Annotated in this window: 22 protein-coding genes; 11 read left to right on the top strand and 11 right to left on the bottom strand. The window is 56.4% G+C overall.

Going from position 1 to position 18,823, the window contains the following annotated elements:
- Positions 1 to 60 precede the first annotated feature (60 nt).
- The 9 genes from DPEP_RS04945 to DPEP_RS04905 all read right to left on the bottom strand — a co-directional run bounded on the left by DPEP_RS04945 (position 61) and on the right by DPEP_RS04905 (position 11,291).
- On the bottom strand, positions 61 to 1,056 hold the full coding sequence (locus DPEP_RS04945) for an ornithine carbamoyltransferase (RefSeq protein ID WP_005660117.1): 996 nt from the start codon (positions 1,054 to 1,056) through the stop codon (positions 61 to 63).
- Positions 1,057 to 1,077: 21 nt separating this feature from the next.
- Positions 1,078 to 2,289 (bottom strand): YgeY family selenium metabolism-linked hydrolase, encoded by a 1,212-nt coding sequence (locus tag DPEP_RS04940; RefSeq protein ID WP_005660116.1) that lies wholly within the window; start codon positions 2,287 to 2,289, stop codon positions 1,078 to 1,080.
- A 51-nt stretch (positions 2,290 to 2,340) separates the two neighbouring features.
- Positions 2,341 to 3,633, bottom strand: coding sequence for a TRAP transporter large permease (locus tag DPEP_RS04935; protein WP_005660115.1), 1,293 nt, complete (start codon positions 3,631 to 3,633; stop codon positions 2,341 to 2,343).
- 21 nt (positions 3,634 to 3,654) lie between these two features.
- A complete protein-coding gene (locus DPEP_RS04930) occupies positions 3,655 to 4,233 on the bottom strand; it encodes a TRAP transporter small permease (protein WP_005660114.1) in 579 nt (192 codons plus the stop codon).
- A gap of 17 nt (positions 4,234 to 4,250) precedes the next feature.
- Entirely contained in the window at positions 4,251 to 5,294 is a 1,044-nt protein-coding gene (locus tag DPEP_RS04925) for a TRAP transporter substrate-binding protein (RefSeq protein WP_005660113.1), read from the bottom strand.
- Between the two features lie 119 nt (positions 5,295 to 5,413).
- The gene (locus DPEP_RS04920) at positions 5,414 to 6,958 is read right to left on the bottom strand and encodes an N-acyl-D-amino-acid deacylase family protein (protein WP_005660111.1); all 1,545 of its coding nucleotides are present in this window, start codon (positions 6,956 to 6,958) and stop codon (positions 5,414 to 5,416) included.
- 352 nt (positions 6,959 to 7,310) lie between these two features.
- Positions 7,311 to 8,789 carry a pyridoxal-phosphate dependent enzyme gene (locus tag DPEP_RS04915; RefSeq protein ID WP_005660109.1) on the bottom strand — a complete coding sequence of 493 codons (1,479 nt, stop codon included), beginning with the start codon at positions 8,787 to 8,789 and terminating at the stop codon, positions 7,311 to 7,313.
- Between the two features lie 68 nt (positions 8,790 to 8,857).
- The gene (gene thrC, locus DPEP_RS04910; RefSeq protein ID WP_005660108.1) at positions 8,858 to 10,093 is read right to left on the bottom strand and encodes a threonine synthase; all 1,236 of its coding nucleotides are present in this window, start codon (positions 10,091 to 10,093) and stop codon (positions 8,858 to 8,860) included.
- Positions 10,071 to 11,291: a M20/M25/M40 family metallo-hydrolase gene (locus DPEP_RS04905; protein WP_005660106.1), complete on the bottom strand. Its 1,221-nt coding sequence runs from the start codon at positions 11,289 to 11,291 to the stop codon at positions 10,071 to 10,073. Before DPEP_RS04905 ends, thrC begins: the two co-directional genes overlap by 23 nt.
- Positions 11,292 to 11,447: 156 nt before the next feature.
- Between DPEP_RS04905 and DPEP_RS04900 the strand changes: the two genes are divergently transcribed.
- The 7 genes from DPEP_RS04900 to DPEP_RS04870 all read left to right on the top strand — a co-directional run bounded on the left by DPEP_RS04900 (position 11,448) and on the right by DPEP_RS04870 (position 16,070).
- Positions 11,448 to 12,347, top strand: coding sequence for a LysR family transcriptional regulator (locus tag DPEP_RS04900; protein WP_005660104.1), 900 nt, complete (start codon positions 11,448 to 11,450; stop codon positions 12,345 to 12,347).
- Positions 12,344 to 13,060 carry a 16S rRNA (guanine(527)-N(7))-methyltransferase RsmG gene (rsmG, locus tag DPEP_RS04895; RefSeq protein WP_005660102.1) on the top strand — a complete coding sequence of 239 codons (717 nt, stop codon included), beginning with the start codon at positions 12,344 to 12,346 and terminating at the stop codon, positions 13,058 to 13,060. The genes DPEP_RS04900 and rsmG overlap by 4 nt, the downstream gene beginning before the upstream one ends.
- A complete protein-coding gene (locus tag DPEP_RS04890; RefSeq protein WP_005660100.1) occupies positions 13,057 to 13,830 on the top strand; it encodes a ParA family protein in 774 nt (257 codons plus the stop codon). Before rsmG ends, DPEP_RS04890 begins: the two co-directional genes overlap by 4 nt.
- Positions 13,809 to 14,657 carry a ParB/RepB/Spo0J family partition protein gene (locus DPEP_RS04885; protein WP_005660098.1) on the top strand — a complete coding sequence of 283 codons (849 nt, stop codon included), beginning with the start codon at positions 13,809 to 13,811 and terminating at the stop codon, positions 14,655 to 14,657. Before DPEP_RS04890 ends, DPEP_RS04885 begins: the two co-directional genes overlap by 22 nt.
- Before the next feature lie 15 nt (positions 14,658 to 14,672).
- On the top strand, positions 14,673 to 14,909 hold the full coding sequence (locus tag DPEP_RS04880) for a hypothetical protein (protein WP_005660094.1): 237 nt from the start codon (positions 14,673 to 14,675) through the stop codon (positions 14,907 to 14,909).
- 64 nt (positions 14,910 to 14,973) lie between these two features.
- Positions 14,974 to 15,456, top strand: coding sequence for an HIT family protein (locus tag DPEP_RS04875; RefSeq protein WP_005660093.1), 483 nt, complete (start codon positions 14,974 to 14,976; stop codon positions 15,454 to 15,456).
- The gene (locus DPEP_RS04870) at positions 15,444 to 16,070 is read left to right on the top strand and encodes an IMPACT family protein (protein ID WP_005660092.1); all 627 of its coding nucleotides are present in this window, start codon (positions 15,444 to 15,446) and stop codon (positions 16,068 to 16,070) included. The genes DPEP_RS04875 and DPEP_RS04870 overlap by 13 nt, the downstream gene beginning before the upstream one ends.
- A gap of 316 nt (positions 16,071 to 16,386) precedes the next feature.
- Here DPEP_RS04870 and DPEP_RS04865 read toward each other — a convergent pair whose 3' ends face one another.
- The gene (locus tag DPEP_RS04865) at positions 16,387 to 16,917 is read right to left on the bottom strand and encodes a nitroreductase family protein (protein ID WP_005660090.1); all 531 of its coding nucleotides are present in this window, start codon (positions 16,915 to 16,917) and stop codon (positions 16,387 to 16,389) included.
- Positions 16,918 to 16,968: 51 nt separating this feature from the next.
- Between DPEP_RS04865 and DPEP_RS13230 the strand changes: the two genes are divergently transcribed.
- Together DPEP_RS13230 and DPEP_RS04860 are read left to right on the top strand one after the other, a co-directional pair.
- A complete protein-coding gene (locus DPEP_RS13230) occupies positions 16,969 to 17,142 on the top strand; it encodes a hypothetical protein (protein ID WP_005660089.1) in 174 nt (57 codons plus the stop codon).
- A 120-nt stretch (positions 17,143 to 17,262) separates the two neighbouring features.
- Entirely contained in the window at positions 17,263 to 17,643 is a 381-nt protein-coding gene (locus DPEP_RS04860) for a tetratricopeptide repeat protein (RefSeq protein ID WP_005660088.1), read from the top strand.
- A 123-nt stretch (positions 17,644 to 17,766) separates the two neighbouring features.
- On the opposite strand, the gene DPEP_RS04855 is transcribed toward DPEP_RS04860, so the two are convergent.
- A complete protein-coding gene (locus tag DPEP_RS04855) occupies positions 17,767 to 17,967 on the bottom strand; it encodes a hypothetical protein (protein WP_005660087.1) in 201 nt (66 codons plus the stop codon).
- Positions 17,968 to 18,023: 56 nt separating this feature from the next.
- Between DPEP_RS04855 and DPEP_RS04850 the strand changes: the two genes are divergently transcribed.
- Together DPEP_RS04850 and DPEP_RS04845 are read left to right on the top strand one after the other, a co-directional pair.
- Entirely contained in the window at positions 18,024 to 18,242 is a 219-nt protein-coding gene (locus DPEP_RS04850; protein ID WP_338033401.1) for a type II toxin-antitoxin system HicA family toxin, read from the top strand.
- Positions 18,243 to 18,270: 28 nt separating this feature from the next.
- Positions 18,271 to 18,669: a type II toxin-antitoxin system HicB family antitoxin gene (locus DPEP_RS04845; protein ID WP_005660084.1), complete on the top strand. Its 399-nt coding sequence runs from the start codon at positions 18,271 to 18,273 to the stop codon at positions 18,667 to 18,669.
- Positions 18,670 to 18,823 lie beyond the last annotated feature (154 nt).

Genomic DNA, 18,823 nt, shown 5'->3' with positions numbered 1-18,823 from the left:
CCCGAAGGGAGGCGGATGAAATCCGTCTCCCCCGGGGAACTGCGTCGAAATCCGAAGAGTCTACTGGCGGCCTCTTCCTCCCATGGTGAGAGCCATGACCGATTTGGCCGTGTGAAGGCGGTTCTCCGCCTCGTCGTAGATGGCCGAGTTGGGGCCGTCTATGACCGAGGCGTCCACCTCGTTCTGCCGGTCCGCCGGAAGGGCGTGCATGTAGAGACAGTCCTTGTTCGTCAGGGCGAAACGCTCCTCGGTGCACTTCCAGCCCTTGTTGGCCTCCAGACCGGCGTCGACCACCTCGGTGCTGGGGTTCTTGAACCAGGAGCCCCAGTTCTTGGGGAAGACCACGTCGGCGTCCTTATAGGCATCCTCCTGGTCGTGGGTTATCCTGAAGGAGCCGCCGGTGCTTTCGGCGTGCTTCTTGGCCTGCTCGACGACCCAGTCGGGAAGTTCATAGCCCTCGGGATAGGCCAAGGTGACGTCCATGCCGTACCGGGGGAACAACAAACTCTGGGTCAGAGGCACGGAGATGGGCTTCTTGTGGGTGGTTGCGTAGGCCCAGATGATGGAAACCTTGAGGTTCCTGACGTCGCCGCCTCTCTTCTCCTGTATGGTCATAAGGTCCGCCAGTCCCTGCATGGGGTGGAACAGATCGTCCTGAAGGTTGAGGATAGGCACGGAGGAATATTTTGCCATGTCCCTTAGATAGGCGTTTCCTATTCCCCAGAAGCAGTTGCGGCAGGCTATGGCGTGGCCCATACGGGATAGGATGACGGCTGTGTCCTTGGCCACCTCTCCGTGTGAGACCTGCATGGTGCTGGTGTCCAGGAAATGGGCGTGTCCTCCGAGCTGGGTTATCCCCGCTTCCATGGAGTTCCTGGTCCTGGTGGACTGCTCGAAGAACATGAGAAAGACGGTCTGGTAGGGCAGATAGGGGGTCGTCTTGCCCATGGCGAAGTCTTTTTTCAGGTCCTTGGATACCTCCAGGAGGGTGTCTATCTCCTCCTTGGTCCACTCCTCCAGTGTGATGAAGTCCTTGCCTCTAAATATCGTGTTCATCCGTAAAGTTCCCCTTTCGTTTTAATCGCAGTGTTCGTCCACGTAGATTCCCGGGATGACGGCGTACATGGCGGCGCAGGTCACCAGGTGGCTTTTCCAGGTCTTTTCGTTGGGGGCGTGAGCTTCCTCTTCCTTGCCGGGTCCGAAGCCTATGACCGGTATGCCGTGGCGGCCCATTATGGAGACGCCGTTGGTGGAGAAGGTCCATTTGTCCACGACGGGCTCCCGGTCGAACAACCTTCTGTAGCCGTCCACCAGGGTCCTGCAGGCCGGGTGCTCCTCCTCCAGCTTCCAGGCGGGGAAGTAGCAGTCGGTCGGGTATACCAGGCCGGTCCAGGAAGGTCTTTCGTAGGTGTAGAGAGACACCTCCGCCTCGGCCTCCTTTACGGCAGGAAGGTTTCTGACCTCCTGTAGGGCTCCCTCCCAGGTCTCGCCCCAGGTCAGACGGCGATCTATGGATATGGTGCATCCGTCCGCCACGGCGCACCGGGACGGGGATTTGTGGAATATCTGGGATATGGTCAGGCTGCCCTTGCCCAGGAAGTCGTCGTCCTTCAGGTTCTCGTGGAGGGCCCGAAGCTCCATGACGATAGGGGCCATCTTGTATATGGCGTTCTCCCCTCTCTCCGGGGCGGAGCCGTGACAGCTTATGCCGCCGGTCTCGACCTTTATCTCCATCCTTCCCCTCTGGCCCCGGTAGATTCGGCAGTCGGTGGGCTCTGTGCTGACGACGAACTCGGGACGTATTCCGTCCTCCTCTATTATGTACTGCCAGCAGAGGCCGTCGCAGTCCTCCTCCTGGACCGTCCCTGTGACGAGAAGGGTGTAGTCGTCCTCGAGTCCCAGGTCCTTTATTATCTTTCCGGCGTAGACCATGGCGGCCATTCCGCCCTCCTGATCGCTGGCTCCTCGGCCTCCTATAACGTCGCCTTCCTCCATCCCATCGTAGGGGTCGAACTTCCAGTTCTTTATCTCCCCTATGCCGACCGTGTCTATGTGGGCGTCCATGGCGATCAGATGCTTGCCCCGTCCAAGATATCCCAGGACGTTGCCCATGGGATCTATCTCCACCCTGTCGAAACCTACCTTCTCCATCTCCTCCTTGATCCTCTTTATGACGGCTTCCTCGCCGCAGCTCTCGCTGGGCAGGGCTATCATGTCCCTGAGGAAACGGGTCATATCGTCCTTGTACTCCTCCGCCTTCGCCATCACCTGATCAAAAGGGATCTTCACGAAATAACGCCTCGCTTTCGATTTTTTATGTTATGTAAGGGATCTTCCCGTTCACCGACCTAAGAGCCCCATGGCTCTCGGAAGGGCCAGAGGAATGGCCGGAACGAAGGTTATAAGCAAAAGGACCGCCAGCTCCACCAGTATGAAGGGAAGTATCTCCCGGCTTATCTGCTCCAGGGTAAGCTTGCTTATGCCGCAGGCCACGAACAGACAGGCTCCCACCGGCGGGGTCATCAGGGCTATGTTGAGAGCCAGGACCATGATGATTCCGAAGTGAAGCGGATGATATCCCAGCTGCACCGCCAGAGGGTGAAGAATGGGACCCAGTATGATGAGAGCCGCCGCTATGTCCATGAACATACCCACCACCAGTAGCATGATCAGAATGAACCCCATGATGACGTAGCGATTGTCGCTTATGCTCAACATAAAGGTGGCGACCTTCTCCGGGATCTGCTCTATGGTGAGCACCCACCCCAGGATGGACGCGGCGGCTATGACCAGAAAGACCACCCCGGTGGTCCTGGCCATCTTGAGAAACAGGGGAACCATGTCCCTCAAGCTGAGGTTTCTGTAGACGAAGAAGCCGAGCACCATGGCGTAGGCCACCGCCACGGCGGCCGCCTCGGTGGGGGTGAACATGCCGGAAAGTATCCCCCCCAGTATTATCAGAGGCATCAGGAGGGCCACTATTGCATCCTTAAAGCCCACCAGTATCTCTTTTACCGTGGCTCTCCTCTCTCCAACCGGGTATCCTCTCTTCTTGGATATCCTGGCTGTCATTATCATCAGGGCTATCCCGAGTATCAGTCCCGGGACTAGGCCGGTCATGAAAAGCCCCGCTATGGAGACCTGCATGAAGGCCCCGTAGATAACCATTATGTTCGACGGCGGTATGGTTGGTCCGATTATGGAGGACGCGGCGGTTATGGCCGCCGAGAAATCCTTGTCGTATCCCTCGTCCACCATGGCCGGTATCAGCATGGATCCTATGGCGGCGGTGTCGCTGACCGCCGCTCCGGTTATCCCCGCGAAGAATATGGAAGCCACTATGTTGGCGTGGGCCAGTCCTCCCTGGAGATGTCCTACCAGTATGTTGCTGAACTTGACCAGCCTCTGGGTGATGCCGGTCTTGTTCATGATCTCTCCCGCCAGAATGAAGAAAGGCATAGCCATCAGGGTGAACATGTCCACCCCTGCGAAGTACCTCTGAGGCACCAGGTTCAAGACGGCTCCACCGCCCATCTTGACCATACCGAGAAGTCCCGCCACTCCCAGGACGAACCCTATGGGCATCCCCACCGCTATCAGTATGGCGAAGGAGGCGCTAAGGAATCCGGTCATATAAAATCCCCCCGTTCACTGCTAAAAGTCCAGTCCTTCCTCTCTCTTGACCGCGTCCACCAGCTCCTCCGACATCAGAATCTCGTCCAGATCCCTCCGTCTGACGTCCAACACCATCTTGCAGGCAAGCATCACCATGCATATACCGGCGCTGACTGGTACAGCCATAAGCCACCATTCCATGGTGGTCCCCAGTCCGGTGGCTATCTGGGACTTGCCCCTCTCGGCCATCTTGAGCCCATAGGTCAAAAGTATGTAAAGGAAGAACATGACCAGTCCGTTGGAGGCGAAGACCAGGGTCTTGGCCAGAAGCCGGGGAAGTTTTTTTATGAACATAGTCACTCCAACGTGCTCCTGCCTCCATATGCAAAGGGCCACCGACAGCAGGGCCATCCATATCATCACGTAACGGGAGAGCTCCTCGCTCCATCCCAGTGGGGATCGAAGGACGTATCGGAAGAAGACCCCGGCGAGCACCGATGCGGTCATGACGATCGACAGTATCAGTACCGGGACCTCCAGGAACCTCTCCAGACCGTTTCCGAGGCGCTCGGCCAGGGAGAATACTCCCCGGCCCGCGCTTTTTCTATCCTTCGTCATGGACCTGTCCGGAAAGACTAATCGTCTTCCAGCTCGTCCACTGCGTCGTCTATGGCCTCGAGATAGAGATCCGCTATCTCCACGCCCTTATCGCCGAAGTTCTCCTTTATGAACACCATTGCCGAGTCCTTGCCCATCTCGCGGAATTTCTCCATAGCCTCCGGAGTCGGGGTGTTGACCTCCATGCCCTTCTCTATGATGGTGGGAAGTCCTCTGTCGGATCCCTCGATGATCCTGTTGAGGCCTCGTCCCGCCACTATGGCAGTTATCGCGGAGGAGTTGACTACCTCCTTCTCTTGGTCGCTGAGGCCGTCCCAGAACTCGTCGTTCATGATCCAACAGTAGGTGCTGTATATATGGTTGGTGAGGGTGAGGTACTTCTGAACCTCGTATAGCTTCCCGAGAAGAACGATGGGAAGGGGGTTATGCTGTCCGTCGGCTACCCCGGTCTGGAGCGCCGTGTAGACCTCGGCCCAAGCTATGGGGGTCGCGGCGGCCCCGTAGGTCTTCATGAGATTCTGATGGGTGGGAAGGGTCATGGTGCGCATCTTGAGGCCCTTCATGTCCTCCACGGTCTTTATGGGACGAACGCTATTGGAGAGCTGGAAGAATCCTCCCGCCTCGCCGAAACCTAGGACCTTGAAGCCGGTTACCTTTTTGATATCCTCCTTGAGGTATTCGCCGAAGGGGCCGTCGAAGACCTTCCAGGCCACCGCGTAGTTGGGAACGGCGAAGGGAATGTCCAGGACGCCGTAAAGGGGATAGAAAGGAGCCATTCCCCCGGCGGAGGCTATGTAGCTCTGGACCACTCCGACCTTGACCTGCTCCATCGTCTCTCTCTCGTTGCCAAGCTGTCCCGCTGGAAATATCTTCACCTGAACCGAGCCGTTGGTTCCGGCCTCGACCATGCTCTTGAACACAGCCGCCATGGCTCCAGTGGCGTTCTCGAAGGGCTGCTGAGGGTTAAGATGGGCCAGTTTAAGGACCTTCGGTCCCGCCAGGGCGGAGGAACACAGCGCCACCACCAACGCCAGGGCTATAATCGTCACTCTACGCTTCATATCTCAATACGCCTCCTTTTCTCCTATCCTTTTCTCCTATCCTTTGCTCCGAACGGAGTAGCCCGTTCGGGCCTTGGGCTGCTCTTATCTCAAATATCTCCCTCCAGTTTCCGAATGCGTCACCTCCTAACGAGACGTCCCTCCCGGGAGACCACCTCGCCATCTCTCACGGCCGGTCGCCCTCTAACCCAGACGGACGGAATCCCCCGACCTGTTAGAGATGGGGAACCGTAGTCCGCCCGATCCTCCAGACCGTCCAGGTCCAGCTCGACCATGTCGGCCCTGAAGCCGACCGACAGGAGTCCTCTATCGTCGAAGCCGGCCCTCTCGGCCGGAAGGGACGAAAGCTTTCGGATCGCCTCCGGAAGGGTCAAGAGCTTTTTGTCCTTCACGTAACGATCCAGAACACGGTAGGAACTTCCGAAGGTCCTGGGATGAGGGCAGCCGGAATAGAGGCCGTCCGTTCCAAAGCACTGAAGGGGATGGACCATAATCCTCTCCACCGAATCCTCGTCGGTGATAAAGTCAACCATGGTCAACGCCTTTCCCTCCTTAGAGATCAGGTCGAAGTAGGAATCGAAGGGATCCTGTCCCCTCATGTCGCCTATCTCCCTCAGGGTCCGACCTAGAAAGACTCTGTTCTCCTCCAGATCGGCACCGGTCAGGATTATCCTGTCCCAGCCCAGCATGGAGTAGACGCCGTCCCAATCCCCTGGCTCTTCCATCTGTCCTCGGATATTTCCTCTCTCTACTTTATCACCAAGACGTCGCTTGACCTCGTTAAATCCAAGGGCGAGATACGAGGGAGGCAGCAGACTGTAGAGGGAGGTGGATCCGGCCGAATAAGGGTACTGGTCGAAGGCGACGTCGCAACCTCTCTCGGCATATCTCTCTATGGTCTCTAAAACCCTATCCAGCTTATGACGGTTTCTCTCTCCTCCCACCTTCAGATGGGAGATCTGAAGTCTTACCCCGGAGGATTCGGCAGGAGCTAGGATCTCCTCCAGGGACTCAAGTATCCGATCCCCCTCGTTTCTCTGGTGGACCGACACCACGCCGCCTCTGCTGGCGACCGTCTCGAAGAGGGCGGTCAGCTCCTTCGAGTCGGCATAGCAACAGGGATCGTAGAATAACCCGGTGGACAGGCCGAAGGCACCGGCGTCCATAGCCTCCCGAAGGATGGCGGTCATCTCCACTATGTCCCTTTCCGATGCCAGGCTCGAACGCCTCTTCCCCATGACGTAGCTCCTCAGAGGCCCGTGAGGCACCAGAAGGCCCAGGTCGACCCCGTAGGCTCCCGATTCCATCCGGTCCAGCAGCTCGGGGAAGGAGTTCCAGTTCCAGACTTCGGGACCTCTGCCCAGTATCCCAGCCACCTCCTGGGTCAGAGAGGTCTTCTCCTCCTCTCTGACAGGGGCCACGCCCACTCCACAGTTTCCAGCAAGTTCGGAGGTGTAGCCCTGAAGCAGCTTCGGAGACACGTCGGGATCGGTCATGGCCTTCAGCTCCGAATGCCCGTGTACGTCAACGAACCCCGGGACCAGGGTTTTACCTGCGAGGTCGATCGTGTCCTCCGCCGGTCCGAGGTTTGAACCTATGTCCGCGACGAGGCCGTCTTTAACGGCCAGATCGGCGACGAAGAGATCTCTTCCGCTGCCGTCCACTATGGAGGCTCCGGTTATAAGGAGGTCGAACAGGATGAATCACCCTTCCATAAAAAATTCGTGCTCAAGCTTCCTCCGAGAGGTAGGTTCGCCTTGGCCCATTCGAGCCCGTATTCTCGACCTGCCGTCGTGTAGGACGGATGGGGCGACAGGACGTCGCCCCAAGCCGAGGGGGCACAGGACGTGCCCTCGGAGGCGGTCCGTTCGGAACAGGCAGGTCGAGAATACGCTTGGGCGAGACAGGGCCTAGGCGGACCTACCTCTCGGAAGACCGGCTTACTCGGAAATAACTTACAAAAGGCCCCCTCTCGAGGTCCTCAAGAGGGGGCCAGGACCTTGATCTAAGCTGACTTTATTTCAGCAATCCGGTCTTGTCGTTGAACTCTCTGATCTTCTCGTCTATCTTGTCCGCCATGCCGTGGATCTCGCCCCAGTAGTTCTCGGCATCGTACCACTGAGCGTCCAGCTCCTCCATGGACTTGCCCTGCTGTTCCACCCAGGTGTAGTACTTGAGGTCGTGGACCCTCTTTCTGTCCCTGTAGGAAAGTTCCTGCATGTAGTCCACCGAGAGACCTTTGATGTGCTGGTGGAAATCCACCGCGGCGTCTATCTCGCCGTAAGGGCCGAACTCTTCCTCCATCTCGGCCAGACGGGAGTTGTACAGCTCCATCGAGTCGGTGAGGACCGTCACAAGAACGTCCTTCTCTGTCAGCTCGTAATACTTGGCCATTTTGATGCAGGATATTATGTTGGCCGCTCCGGAGATCCCCACCAGGTCGAGGGAATCCACCAGATCCTCCGGCACTCCCTTTTTCTTAAGGTAGTCCTTTCCGGCTGGCTCGTTGAAAAGCCGGATCCAGGCCATGGAGTCCTCGTCGTCCACGTCGATTATCATGTCGGTGTTCTTAACGTTGTGGACCCAGGGCACATGCTTGTCCCCTATGCCCTCTATCCTGTGGGCTCCCCATCCGTTCCAGAGAAGGGTGGGACACTGAAGGGCCTCGGAGGCGGCAATCTTGCTCGCAGGGAAAAGCTCCTTCATGTAGTCGCCACAGGCTATGGTCCCGGCGGATCCGGTGGTGAAGGCGCAGCCGAAGTAGCGGTCGTCCTTGCCCATCACCTGCTCCAGCATCTCCTCTATGGCGTTTCCGGTGACGACGTAGTGCCAGAGGGGGTTGCCCATCTCGTCGAACTGGTTGAAGATGACCACATCGTCCCTGGTCTTCCTGAGCTCCCAGGTTTTGTCGAAGATTTCCTTGACGTTGCTCTCCGACCCGGGAGTGGCTATGACCTCACCGGCCACCTTCTTGAGCCACTCGAAACGCTCGCGGCTCATCCCCTCGGGAAGAATGGCTATGGACTCGCATCCCAGAAGCTGGGCGTTGTAGGCTCCGCCGCGGCAGTAGTTTCCGGTGGAGGGCCACACCGCCCTCTGATTCACAGGGTCGAACTGTCCCGTCACGAGCCTGGGGGCGAGACAGCCGAAGGTCGCCCCTACCTTGTGGGCTCCGGTGGGGAACCACTTTCCCACCAGGGCGAAGATCCTGGCTTTGACCCCGGTGAGTGATTCGGGAAGCTCGACGAAGTTGACCCCGTCGTACAGTCCGCCGTCCTTGACCGGCTCGTTCTTCCAGGTTATTCGGAACAGGTTCAGAGGGTCGACGTCCCAGAGTCCCACCGAGCCCAGCTTTTCCTTTATCTTGGCAGGAATCTTCGAGGGATCCTTCATCTCGGCAAAGGTGGGAATTACGATTTCCTTTTCCCTGGCCCTTTCGACGGCGCTTTCGAGCTGTTTCTCGTTTACGGTGAGGTCTATTATGTTATACGACATTTTTAGACACACTCTCCTCGTATTTATATATTTTTATATTACAAAACAAAATTTATTGAATTCCGTCTCTACCGTTTCAGCACCTTCAGGAGCGATTCCATCGACGGATCCACCGATGTAGGTGCCTCCACCGCTTTTCTGGCCGAAGCCGCGTCCTTTAGTCCGTTTCCCGTCACCACTATTGCCACAACCTCGTCCGATCCCAGCGTTCCCTGGTTCGACATCTTTTTGAATCCGGCGAAGGACGTCACACCGGCCGGCTCTCCGAAGACTCCTGTAGCCCGGGCCAGTTCCGTCATGGCCTCCAGTATCTCCTGGTCCGACACTGTCACGGTGGTCCCTCCGCTGGATCTCACGGCGTTCAGCGCCTTGGCCCAGTTTCTGGGAGCTCCCACCGATATGCTGTCCGCCACGGTATCAGCGGGACCAAAGGTCACCCTGTCCGCTCCGGACCGTACGGCATCGTGGACGGGACAGGCTCCCTCTGCCTGGACGCCTGTTATGGCGGGAATCCGGTCTATCAGGCCGATCCTCTTGAGGTCCAGGAATCCCTTGTAGAGGCTGCTTATTATGCAGCCGTCTCCGACGGAGGTTATAACCCTGTCCGGAACTTTCCAGCCCATCTGCTCGGCTATCTCCATGGCGCAGGTCTTCTTTCCCTCCACCAGATAGGGGTTAATGGCGCAATTTCTGTTGTACCAGCCCTCCGAATCTATGGCCTCTATGGCCAGGTTGACCGTCTCCTCGTAGTCTCCCCTGACGGAGAACACCCGGGATCCGTAGACCAGAAGCTGGGTTACCTTGGCCTCAGGTGCGGCCTCCGGAACGAAGATCACGCTTTTCAGCCCGGAGACAGCCGCAAATCCCGACAGAGAGCTGGCGGCGTTGCCGGTGGAGGCGCAGGCCACCACGTCTCTTCCGAGCTCCTTCGCCATGGCGGTTGCGACGGCGCTTGCCCTGTCCTTGTAGGACGCCGTAGGGTTTCTTCCGTCGTCCTTGACCAGAAGGCGACCTACGCCGTATCTCTCGGCCAGGGCCTTGGAATCGTATAGGGGGGTCCATCCCACCTGAAGTGCCGGAACGGCGTCGACGTCCGAAACCGGAAGCAGTGGGAGGTAGCGCCACAGGGACCTGTTCGGATCCCTCGCCAGAGACTCTGCGGTCATGGTCTCCCCGATTTCCTCGTAATCGTAGAGAACGTGCATGGTCCCGTCTATGCCGCAGTCGGGACAGGTGGTGAACTCCGGATCGGGGTCGTAGGTCTTTCCACAGATGGCGCACTCAAGCTTTACTGCCTTCCCCACCTGGGATCTCCTCCTTTCGAGCAAGAAACTTCTCGGCTATGGAGCCGTAGCATTTACAGCCGAGGGCCAGTTGATCCACCTCTATGTATTCGTCCACTACGTGGGCGAGCTCCCTCCTTGAGGGGCCGAAGACCACCGTGGGAACCGACATTTCTCCTCCATATATACATCCGTTCGTGCCGAAGCCGGATCTGTTCGAGAGAATCGGTTCCAACCCCGCCTCGGCGACGCCCTCCAGGACCAGTCCTACGAAGGGATGCTCCTCCTCGATCTCCCAGGCCGGAGCGAATCCCTCGGAGCTTATCATCGCCCCGGTGTAGCAGTGCCCGTCGCCTCCGTCCAGGAAGGCCCGAGCCTCCAGGCCCGGAATATCCCTCACGGCGGAGGAAATGGACGCCTTTATGTCTCTCATCACGGACTCGGCCGTCTCGCCGGGAAGGATCCTCCTGTCGAAGGTGGCTCGGCAACGGACTGGCATGGTAGTCCTTACGTCCACCGGATAGGAGTGAAGGCTAGTTAGAGTCAAGGTCGCCTCTCCGAAGAAGGGATCCACCTTTGGCACGTAGTCCTCCTTCAGCCGGGAGACGAGTCGGACCATCATGTCAGCCGAGCTATTGTCCCCCATGGAGCTGTGTTCCATACGGCCGAAGGTATCGACCGCTATGGAGGCCCTTCCCCTCTGTCCCCGTTCCACCGTCAGGTCCGACGGCTCTCCGGACACTACCCCGTCGGGGCTCACCCTATCGGCTACCAGTTTGGATGCGGCCCTCTCGAAACTCTCCTGGTGGACCATGGCGGCCATGACGGCTCTGCCGCAGAGGGACTCTCTCCTATCCTGCTTCAGCCAGGCCAGTGCCAGCACCATGGCGGCCAAGATGCCCTTCTGATCGGTGGCACCCCGACCGTAGATCCGGCCCGATTCGACCCGGCCTCCGAAGGGATAATGGCGCCATTCTCCCGGGTCTCCCGATTCGGCATGGTCCATCTGGGCCTCTAAAAGCAAGGTGGGACCGGGCGAACCGAAGTCCACCGTGCCTATCAGGCTGCCGTAACCGTCGACATGGACGGAGTCGTAACCCAGGGATACCATGACGGACCGCAAAAAGGCGGCGATCTCTCCTTCCTCTCCCGATGGACTGGGATATCTAACCAGTCCCTGACAGAGTTGGACAAGATCGTCCCGTCTGGCTTCGTCCATGGACATCACCTCCTGTTACAGCATACACCGAGCGTTATCAGTATCAATAAAGAAAAAATAATCCAATCTATCAGGTTGTCCTATATATAAACCGTTCCGATCGAGATTGGAGTATTATTATAGGAAGAACCTATTACCATCTGAGGAGGGACGGCAATGTCGCTACATCAACTTAGGACCTTCTGCACACTGGTGGAGGAAGGATCCTTCACCAGGACCGCCGAAAGGCTATACCTATCTCAGCCCTCGGTAAGCCAGCATATCGCGACTCTGGAAAAAGAGTACGACGTCATCCTTTTCAACAGGAGGGGGAGGAGCCTGTCCCTCACCCCCGAGGGGAACGCGCTCTACACACTGGCGCTGGACGTCCTCCAAAGGTCCGATTCCATCCCGGGAAAATTCAGGGAGATGCAGGCCATGAGATACGGTAAACTGGAGCTCGGGGTTTCCACCTACGTGGGGACGATGGTCCTCCCCTCTCTGGTAGCGGCGTTCAGAAACGAGCATCCCGACGTGGCCATGACGATACAGACCGGAAACGACCCGGACATCCAGGATATGCTCCGAAGGGGAGATATAGAGATAGCCATACTGGAGGGAAACGCCAGGACCTTCAACGACAAGGACCTGAAGACTTTCACAATAGGAGAGGACCACATTGTCCTGGTGGCTTCGAAAGACCACCCCCTCGCGGCTCTACCGTCGGTGACCCCCTCCCACCTGAACGAGGAACAGCTTATACTCTACGAGAAGGACTGCTCCCTCTGTCCCTTCGTGCAGGAGTATCTGATGGAACAGAGGGTGGGCCAACACAGGGGGACCTTCGTCAACAGCAGGGACGTGGCCAGGGCCTTCGTCAAGGCCGGTGTGGGAGTCGCATTCATAAACCACGGCACAGTTGCGGAGGACCTGAAAAGAGGGGACCTGGTGTCCCTATCTATAGAAGGATTGGAGATGAAGAGAATAGACGTGGTGTGTTTCTACAGACAGTCTACCGGACTGGGTTTCGCCGGCTGGGCCTTCAGGAGAATACTGGAAAAGAGGGCGGAGCTATGAATTACGGCACGTCGGATCAGGTTCACGTAACGGTGGAGATTCCCCCTCTGGACGAGAGGATCGAGACGAAACTCAGGACCTATTCGGAAATCCTGGCTCGATGGTCCTCCGACAAGGTCCGGCTAACCGGACCGAAGGACGAGGATACCATCTGGAAGGACCACGTCAGAGACTCCCTTTACGCTCTGGAGCTCCTGCCCCATTCCGGCAGGCTAGTAGACGTGGGCACGGGAGGCGGCCTTCCGGGGCTCGCCTGGGCCATATGCCGCCCCGACCTGGAGATAACCCTTCTGGACAGCCAGAGCAAGAAAACCGGAGCTCTGGAGTCGATAGTATCCGAGTTGGAGGTAGAGAACGTCTCGGTCATATGGGGACGATCTGAACAGCTGGCCCTGGAGGAAAGGGAGATCTACGACCTGGCGGCGGCCAGAGGGGTCAGCGAGGCCGGTATAGTGGCCGAGTACCTGTCTCCCCTCGTGAAGGTAGGGGGTACGGCTCTGTCCATAAAAGGTCCGGGATACCGGGAGGAACTGGCCAAGATAAAGGGCCAGTGGGATCTTCTGGGATTGGACTACCCAAGGATATTCGACTACGTAAACGGAGAACGTCAGGGTTTCCTCCTGGCATTCCCAAAGAGATCCCACTGTCCGGAGGTCTACCCCAGACGGCCGGGCAAGGCGGAGAAAAAACCCTGGTGGGAGGCGAAAAAATGATAACCATAGCCGTAACGAACCAGAAAGGCGGAGTAGGAAAGACCACCTGCTGCGTCAATCTATCGGCGGAGTTGGGAAGGCTGGGACACAGGGTACTGGTGGTGGACACCGACCCCCAGGGCAACTGCTCCAGCGGACTGGGGCACGACAGGGAGAGCTCTCCCAAAAGCCTCTACGACATACTGATCGACGGCTCCGACATACAGGACGTCGTCGTGGAGACCCCATGGGAAGGGGTCTCCCTGGTTCCAGCCAACATAAACCTGGCCGGAGCGGAGGTAGAGCTTTCTTCCGCCATAAGCAGGGAGTCCAGGCTGAAGGGGGCTTTATCCACGGTGGAGGACCTTTACGACATAGCCATAGTGGACTGTCCACCGTCCTTGGGGCTTCTGACGGTCAACGCCCTGGTGGCGGCGAAACGACTACTGATCCCCATTCAGTGCGAGTACTACGCCCTGGAGGGAGTCGGCCAGCTGGCCAGGACTGTGGACCTGGTAAGACAGTACCTGAACCCAAACCTCAACATGGACGGGGTCGTGCTTACCATGTTCGACAGCAGGACCAGGTTGGCCAACGACGTCGTAACGGAGGTAAGAGAGGGATTCGGCGATGCCGCTTTCGAGACCCTGATACCCCGAAACGTCACACTGTCGGAGGCGCCCAGTTACGGCAAGCCCATAAGCTACTATCAGGAAAACTGCAAAGGAGCCCTGGCCTACAGGGATCTGGCAAGAGAGGTGGAAGGCCGATGGCTCAAAGAAGATCTTTAGGCAAGGGACTGGACGCTCTACTCCCAAAGGACGTGACCCCTTCGATACCCAAGACCCTCCCTGTCAAGGAACTCAAACCCAACCCGGATCAACCGAGGAAGGACTTCGACGAAGAAGGGATAAGGGAACTGGCTGCCTCCATAAAGGTACACGGCATCCTTCAACCCCTGCTGGTCACGAAAAAAGACGGCGGATACATGATAGTCGCAGGAGAAAGACGATGGAGGGCCGCGAGAGAGGCCGGGATCAAGGACGTGCCGGTTCACCTGTTCGACGGAGACGACGGAGCCATACTGGAGGTCTCCCTGGTGGAGAACGTACAGAGAGAGGATCTGTCACCGGTCGAGGTAGCCATGTCCCTCAAGGAACTGATGGACCGTTTCTCACTGTCTCAGGACAATCTGGCGGAGAAGGTCGGTTGGAGCCGTCCGGCGGTGGCGAACAAACTCAGACTGTTGAAGCTACCTACGGAGGTTTTAGGGCTGATATCGGAAGGGGCCCTATCGGAGAGGCACGGGAGAGCTCTTCTATCCCTTGATACAATTGAGTCGACGATAAAGATGGGGAAGGCCGCGGCGGAAAAAGGCTGGACCGTTCGAGAACTGGAAAGAAAGATCGCCGAGTCTACCGAGGAAATTCCCCAGGAGAAGAGAAAAAAAAGGACCCCTTCTTGGGGAGACGACCTATCCCCCTACGACGTCGGGGTGTCCATGACCGGACGAGGCAATAAAATGAAGCTCATTCTATCGGGACTGAACAAAGTCCAGATCGAGCGAATAGGCGAGATACTATCCCGAGAAAGCGACCGATTATTTCCCGGGAAATAAAAAGGGGGGTTCTCCATGGGACAGAAAATAGACCTAAGCGACCTGGTCGTCTTCGGTAAAATAGTATCTCTGGCGTTGTTGTTCGGAGGATACGTGCTCATGGGGCTCTATTTAGGAAGATATCTAATGAGACAGGGATACCCAGATTGGACTTTATCCGCCTGCACGATCGGGGGAACCATTATCGGCATCCTCCACGGGGTTTACGGCGTAAAAGACGTACTTAACAAGAGAGGCGAAAAAAAAGGCTAGCTCTACTTAAAAATAGGAGCGTAAATTTTTTAGAACTGCCTTTTAGCCATCAGGAGGATTAACCATGAAGAAGATATTCGCACCATGGCGTGCCGCCTATATCCAGAGTGGAGAAAAACCCTCCGGATGTATATTCTGCGTTTTTCCAGCACAGAAAGACGACGAGGAAAACCTCATCCTCTTTAGAGGGGAAAGCTGCTTCGTCATACTTAACAGATACCCATATAACTCCGGGCATTTAATGGTAGTTCCATACAGACATACAGCCGAATACGGATCCCTGGATCCTAAGGAGGTGGCCGAGATGCACCATCTGACCTCCATCTCCATGGACGTGATAAAGAGAACCATGAACCCCGAGGGCTTCAATCTCGGCATAAACATAGGCAAGGTTGCCGGTGCGGGTGTCGCCGACCACGTACATATGCACGTGGTTCCGAGATGGAACGGGGACACCAACTTCATGCCTGTGATGGGAGACGTAAGGGTGGTCCCCCAATCATTGGAGGAGACCTACAGGATATTCAAAGAAGCATGGCCCGACTAGAGGATCGATACGTCAGGATAATAGAAGAAGGACGGTTCTCCCTGAAGGAGAGGAGATCGGAGTTCATAGCTACGGCGGTGCCGGCCAAGACGGTGGAGGAAGCCAAGGGGGCCATAGAGTCTATATCGAAGAGGTACTCCGACGCGAGACATAACTGCTGGGCCTATAGAGTCGGCTTTCCCGAAACGACGGAACATTGCTCCGACGACGGCGAGCCCTCCGGATCGGCTGGACGTCCCATACTGGGAACTATAATAAAGGCAGACCTCTACGATTTGGCCATAGTGGTGACAAGATATTTCGGAGGGGTGAAACTGGGGGTCAGAGGGCTGATAGACGCCTACTCCGCCTCCGCCCAGGGAGTTCTGGAGGTCTGCCCTAGAGAGGAGAGGACCGTCACAGCACCTCTAAGTTTCACCGTCGGTTACGAAGGCTACGGAGACTGTCTCCACCATCTGACAGTTCTAGGAATACCGGAAGAAAACGTTGCGCCGTCCTTCGGGGAGAAGGTCTCTGTAAAGGTGGAAATCCCCATCTCCCTGCTGGATAGGGCGGAAGAGACCATGGAGGACCTCAGACTCAGAGGGATAATAGAGGGATGGGAGAGCCTTTGAGGTCCTCCCATCCTTTTTTAGGACACCTCTAAAAACGCACTTCCGAGTTTTCTAGAAGAGGTCGTTTCGGCGGAGGCCGTTCGAGCCCGTATTCCCGACCTACCGTCGTGTAGTACGGATGGGACGACAGGACGTCGCCCCAAGCCGAGGGGGCACAGGAAGTGCCCTCCGAGGCGGCCCGTACGAAACAGGCAGGTCGGGAATACGTTCGGGCGAGACAGGGCGGAGCCGAAACGACCTCTTCGAGGAGCGGCATTTTATAGATAGCCTTGGTCAAATAAGATCAATATCTTCGTCACCCTATATCTTACAAAAATCAGGCCTTGAAGTCTCCCCATCTGCCGTATCTGACCACGGAGCTGTCGACTCCCTCCCTGGCCGGAACGGACTCGGCACCGTAGCCGAAGACCCCTATTCCCTGGACCTCCACGTGGGAGGGAACCTCTAGAACCGACCGGACCTGCCCTTCCTTGGGATCTCTCCTATAGACCCCGAACCAAAAGGAAGCGAGATCGAGCGAGGTGGCCTCTATCAGCATATTCTCCAGGGCTGCGGAGCAGTCCTCCAGCCATCCCAGGCTTCCATCGGGATAATCGGACAGATCGGCACAGACCGCCACGGCGAAATCGCACTCCTTGAAGGGTTTACCCTGAGACAGGACGTTTCCGAGATCGTCCAGTATCTCTCTGTCGTCCAGCACCAGAAACCTGACGGGTCTCAAATTTTTCGCGCTGGGTGCCGAGGTTGCTGCGGCTATCACCGCATCCTTCTTCCAGCTTTCGACCGGCTTATCCCTGTCGAAAGTCCTGACGCTCCTGCGAGACAGCATCACTTTAAGCATATCCATGGATATCACGTCCTTTCGAGATCATTTTCCAGGAAAGGAGGTCTCGACGCAATGACACACGACCACGAGGGGATTTCCCTCAAAAGGATCGGATCAACCGACCTGCTCTACCTTCTGGACGAAATATCCGGCCGAACCGATCAGGCTTCCATGGCTCTAACCGAGGCGGTCCGGGAGGAGCTTAAACGCCGAGACGGTATAGGGTTGAACAACAGAAAAACATAAAATCAAACAAAACGAGTTTCACTTATCTTTCTTTTTCTCTCTCTATTGCATTCGCCGAAAGGAGATGTATAATCCGAGCTGTAAAAGATCCTAAATACGTCTCCAAAAGAGGTGTTTTCTGTGAATATGTTCAAGGCTGTGTTTTTGATATTCGCGTTGTTCTCTCTCTGTGTTATAGCCCCTGGTTGGGTAGGCGCCGTTGACTCCCAGGAATTTCAGTCGATCCACAAACTTGCGAAACAGGGCGATTCGGAGGCTCAGAGGGTGCTTGGAGAGGCCTATGCCGCCGGTTATCTGGTTACCGCCGACAGGGACCAGGCACTCAAGTGGCTGAGCCTATCGGCCTATCAGGGCAACGCCACCGCTCAGATGAGTCTAGCCTCTCTCTATGCCAAAATGGGGCAAAAGGATAAGGCGGAACATTGGCTGGAGACAGCTAAGAGAAACGGTTGCATAGGTGCAGCCAGATCGGTATCGGAGATGGGGCTCAACAGCCTGTAGTTTTCTAAAAACCGGGATGTTTCCCGGGAAACATAAAAACGAAGGAGGGGACCCGAATCTGGTCTCCTCCTTCGTTTTTATGTCGGAGATCTCGTTTCGACGAAGCCCGTTCGAGCCAGTCTTTTAGACCTCTACGAGGATCAGCCTCAGAGATCCTCCGGTCTGGATTGTCGTCTCTGCAACCTCAGCCACTATTGCCGCTTGGTCGAACGTCAGCTCGAAACTAGAACGTAAATGCACACCACCAGGTCCCCATTCCATGACGTCATGGGGATTACCGAAGGCTATTAGGGCTAACTCTTCTACCACCTGGTCCTGCGTCACCTCCACCCGCTCCCGGCGGTCGCCTCCAATAACCTAAAAAATTGACGAGCATAATAATGCGCATTATAATAACGATGTCAGGGGGAAAAGTGATGATGTCCAGCGAAATAATCAAGATTCTTGAAAATAACGGCTGGTACTGGATCAAGACAGTCGGTAGCCACCATCATTTCAAGCATCCGACAAAGCCGGGGAAGACAACTGTAAAGCATCCCCAAAAGGACGTTTCACCCAAGACATTCAATAGCATCATGAAACAGGCGGGGCTCAAGTAACCCCTCCTCAGAAAGGAGACGATTTCTTATGAAAAAGGATGTTCGCATATATCCAGCGCTGCTCTCTGAAGACGGTAAGTATGTCTGTGTCCGCTTTCCAGACCTTCCAGGCTGTAATACTTTCGGTAAGGACTACGCTGACGCTATCGCCAGCGCAAAAGACGCTTTAGGAGGTCATTTGCTCTGCATGGAAGATGATAACGACTCCATTCCAACCCCCTCTCCGGTCAACAAGCTACAACCAGAAGAAGACGAAGTTGCCGTTCTAATCGATGTGCGGATGGATATCCTTCGTAAAGAGGAGACAAAAAAATCCGTAAGCAAGAACGTAACGATACCGGCCTGGCTTAATGAGATGGCCATAGAGAATAAAATTAATTTTTCCAGTACCCTCCAGGAGGCCCTCAGGGAGAGACTAGGAGTGTAAAAAAAGCCCCAGCACACGCCAGAGTCTCTATTGAGTAGCGTCGAGCCTGTACTGGGGAAGGCAGAACGATATTTCAATCGTATCAGGTATGGGGCTCAACAGCCTGTAGTTTCCTAAAAACCGTTATGTTTCCCGGGAAACATAACGAAGGAGG

Source organism: Dethiosulfovibrio peptidovorans DSM 11002 (assembly GCF_000172975.1).
Taxonomy (GTDB): domain Bacteria; phylum Synergistota; class Synergistia; order Synergistales; family Dethiosulfovibrionaceae; genus Dethiosulfovibrio; species Dethiosulfovibrio peptidovorans.
This window is presented reverse-complemented; position numbering and strand designations above follow the sequence as displayed.

Coding starts and splice junctions, on each gene's coding strand:
- DPEP_RS04930 (WP_005660114.1), bottom strand. CDS start 4,233: ATGACGAAGGATAGAAAAAGCGCGGGCCGGGGAGTATTCTCCCTGGCC.
- DPEP_RS04845 (WP_005660084.1), top strand. CDS start 18,271: ATGAAAAAGGATGTTCGCATATATCCAGCGCTGCTCTCTGAAGACGGT.
- DPEP_RS04935 (WP_005660115.1), bottom strand. CDS start 3,633: ATGACCGGATTCCTTAGCGCCTCCTTCGCCATACTGATAGCGGTGGGG.
- DPEP_RS04905 (WP_005660106.1), bottom strand. CDS start 11,291: ATGGACGAAGCCAGACGGGACGATCTTGTCCAACTCTGTCAGGGACTG.
- rsmG (WP_005660102.1), top strand. CDS start 12,344: ATGAATTACGGCACGTCGGATCAGGTTCACGTAACGGTGGAGATTCCC.
- DPEP_RS04880 (WP_005660094.1), top strand. CDS start 14,673: ATGGGACAGAAAATAGACCTAAGCGACCTGGTCGTCTTCGGTAAAATA.
- DPEP_RS04945 (WP_005660117.1), bottom strand. CDS start 1,056: ATGAACACGATATTTAGAGGCAAGGACTTCATCACACTGGAGGAGTGG.
- DPEP_RS04885 (WP_005660098.1), top strand. CDS start 13,809: ATGGCTCAAAGAAGATCTTTAGGCAAGGGACTGGACGCTCTACTCCCA.
- DPEP_RS04865 (WP_005660090.1), bottom strand. CDS start 16,917: ATGGATATGCTTAAAGTGATGCTGTCTCGCAGGAGCGTCAGGACTTTC.
- DPEP_RS04875 (WP_005660093.1), top strand. CDS start 14,974: ATGAAGAAGATATTCGCACCATGGCGTGCCGCCTATATCCAGAGTGGA.
- DPEP_RS04850 (WP_338033401.1), top strand. CDS start 18,024: ATGCGCATTATAATAACGATGTCAGGGGGAAAAGTGATGATGTCCAGC.
- DPEP_RS13230 (WP_005660089.1), top strand. CDS start 16,969: ATGACACACGACCACGAGGGGATTTCCCTCAAAAGGATCGGATCAACC.
- DPEP_RS04890 (WP_005660100.1), top strand. CDS start 13,057: ATGATAACCATAGCCGTAACGAACCAGAAAGGCGGAGTAGGAAAGACC.
- DPEP_RS04900 (WP_005660104.1), top strand. CDS start 11,448: ATGTCGCTACATCAACTTAGGACCTTCTGCACACTGGTGGAGGAAGGA.
- DPEP_RS04870 (WP_005660092.1), top strand. CDS start 15,444: ATGGCCCGACTAGAGGATCGATACGTCAGGATAATAGAAGAAGGACGG.
- DPEP_RS04915 (WP_005660109.1), bottom strand. CDS start 8,789: ATGTCGTATAACATAATAGACCTCACCGTAAACGAGAAACAGCTCGAA.
- DPEP_RS04925 (WP_005660113.1), bottom strand. CDS start 5,294: ATGAAGCGTAGAGTGACGATTATAGCCCTGGCGTTGGTGGTGGCGCTG.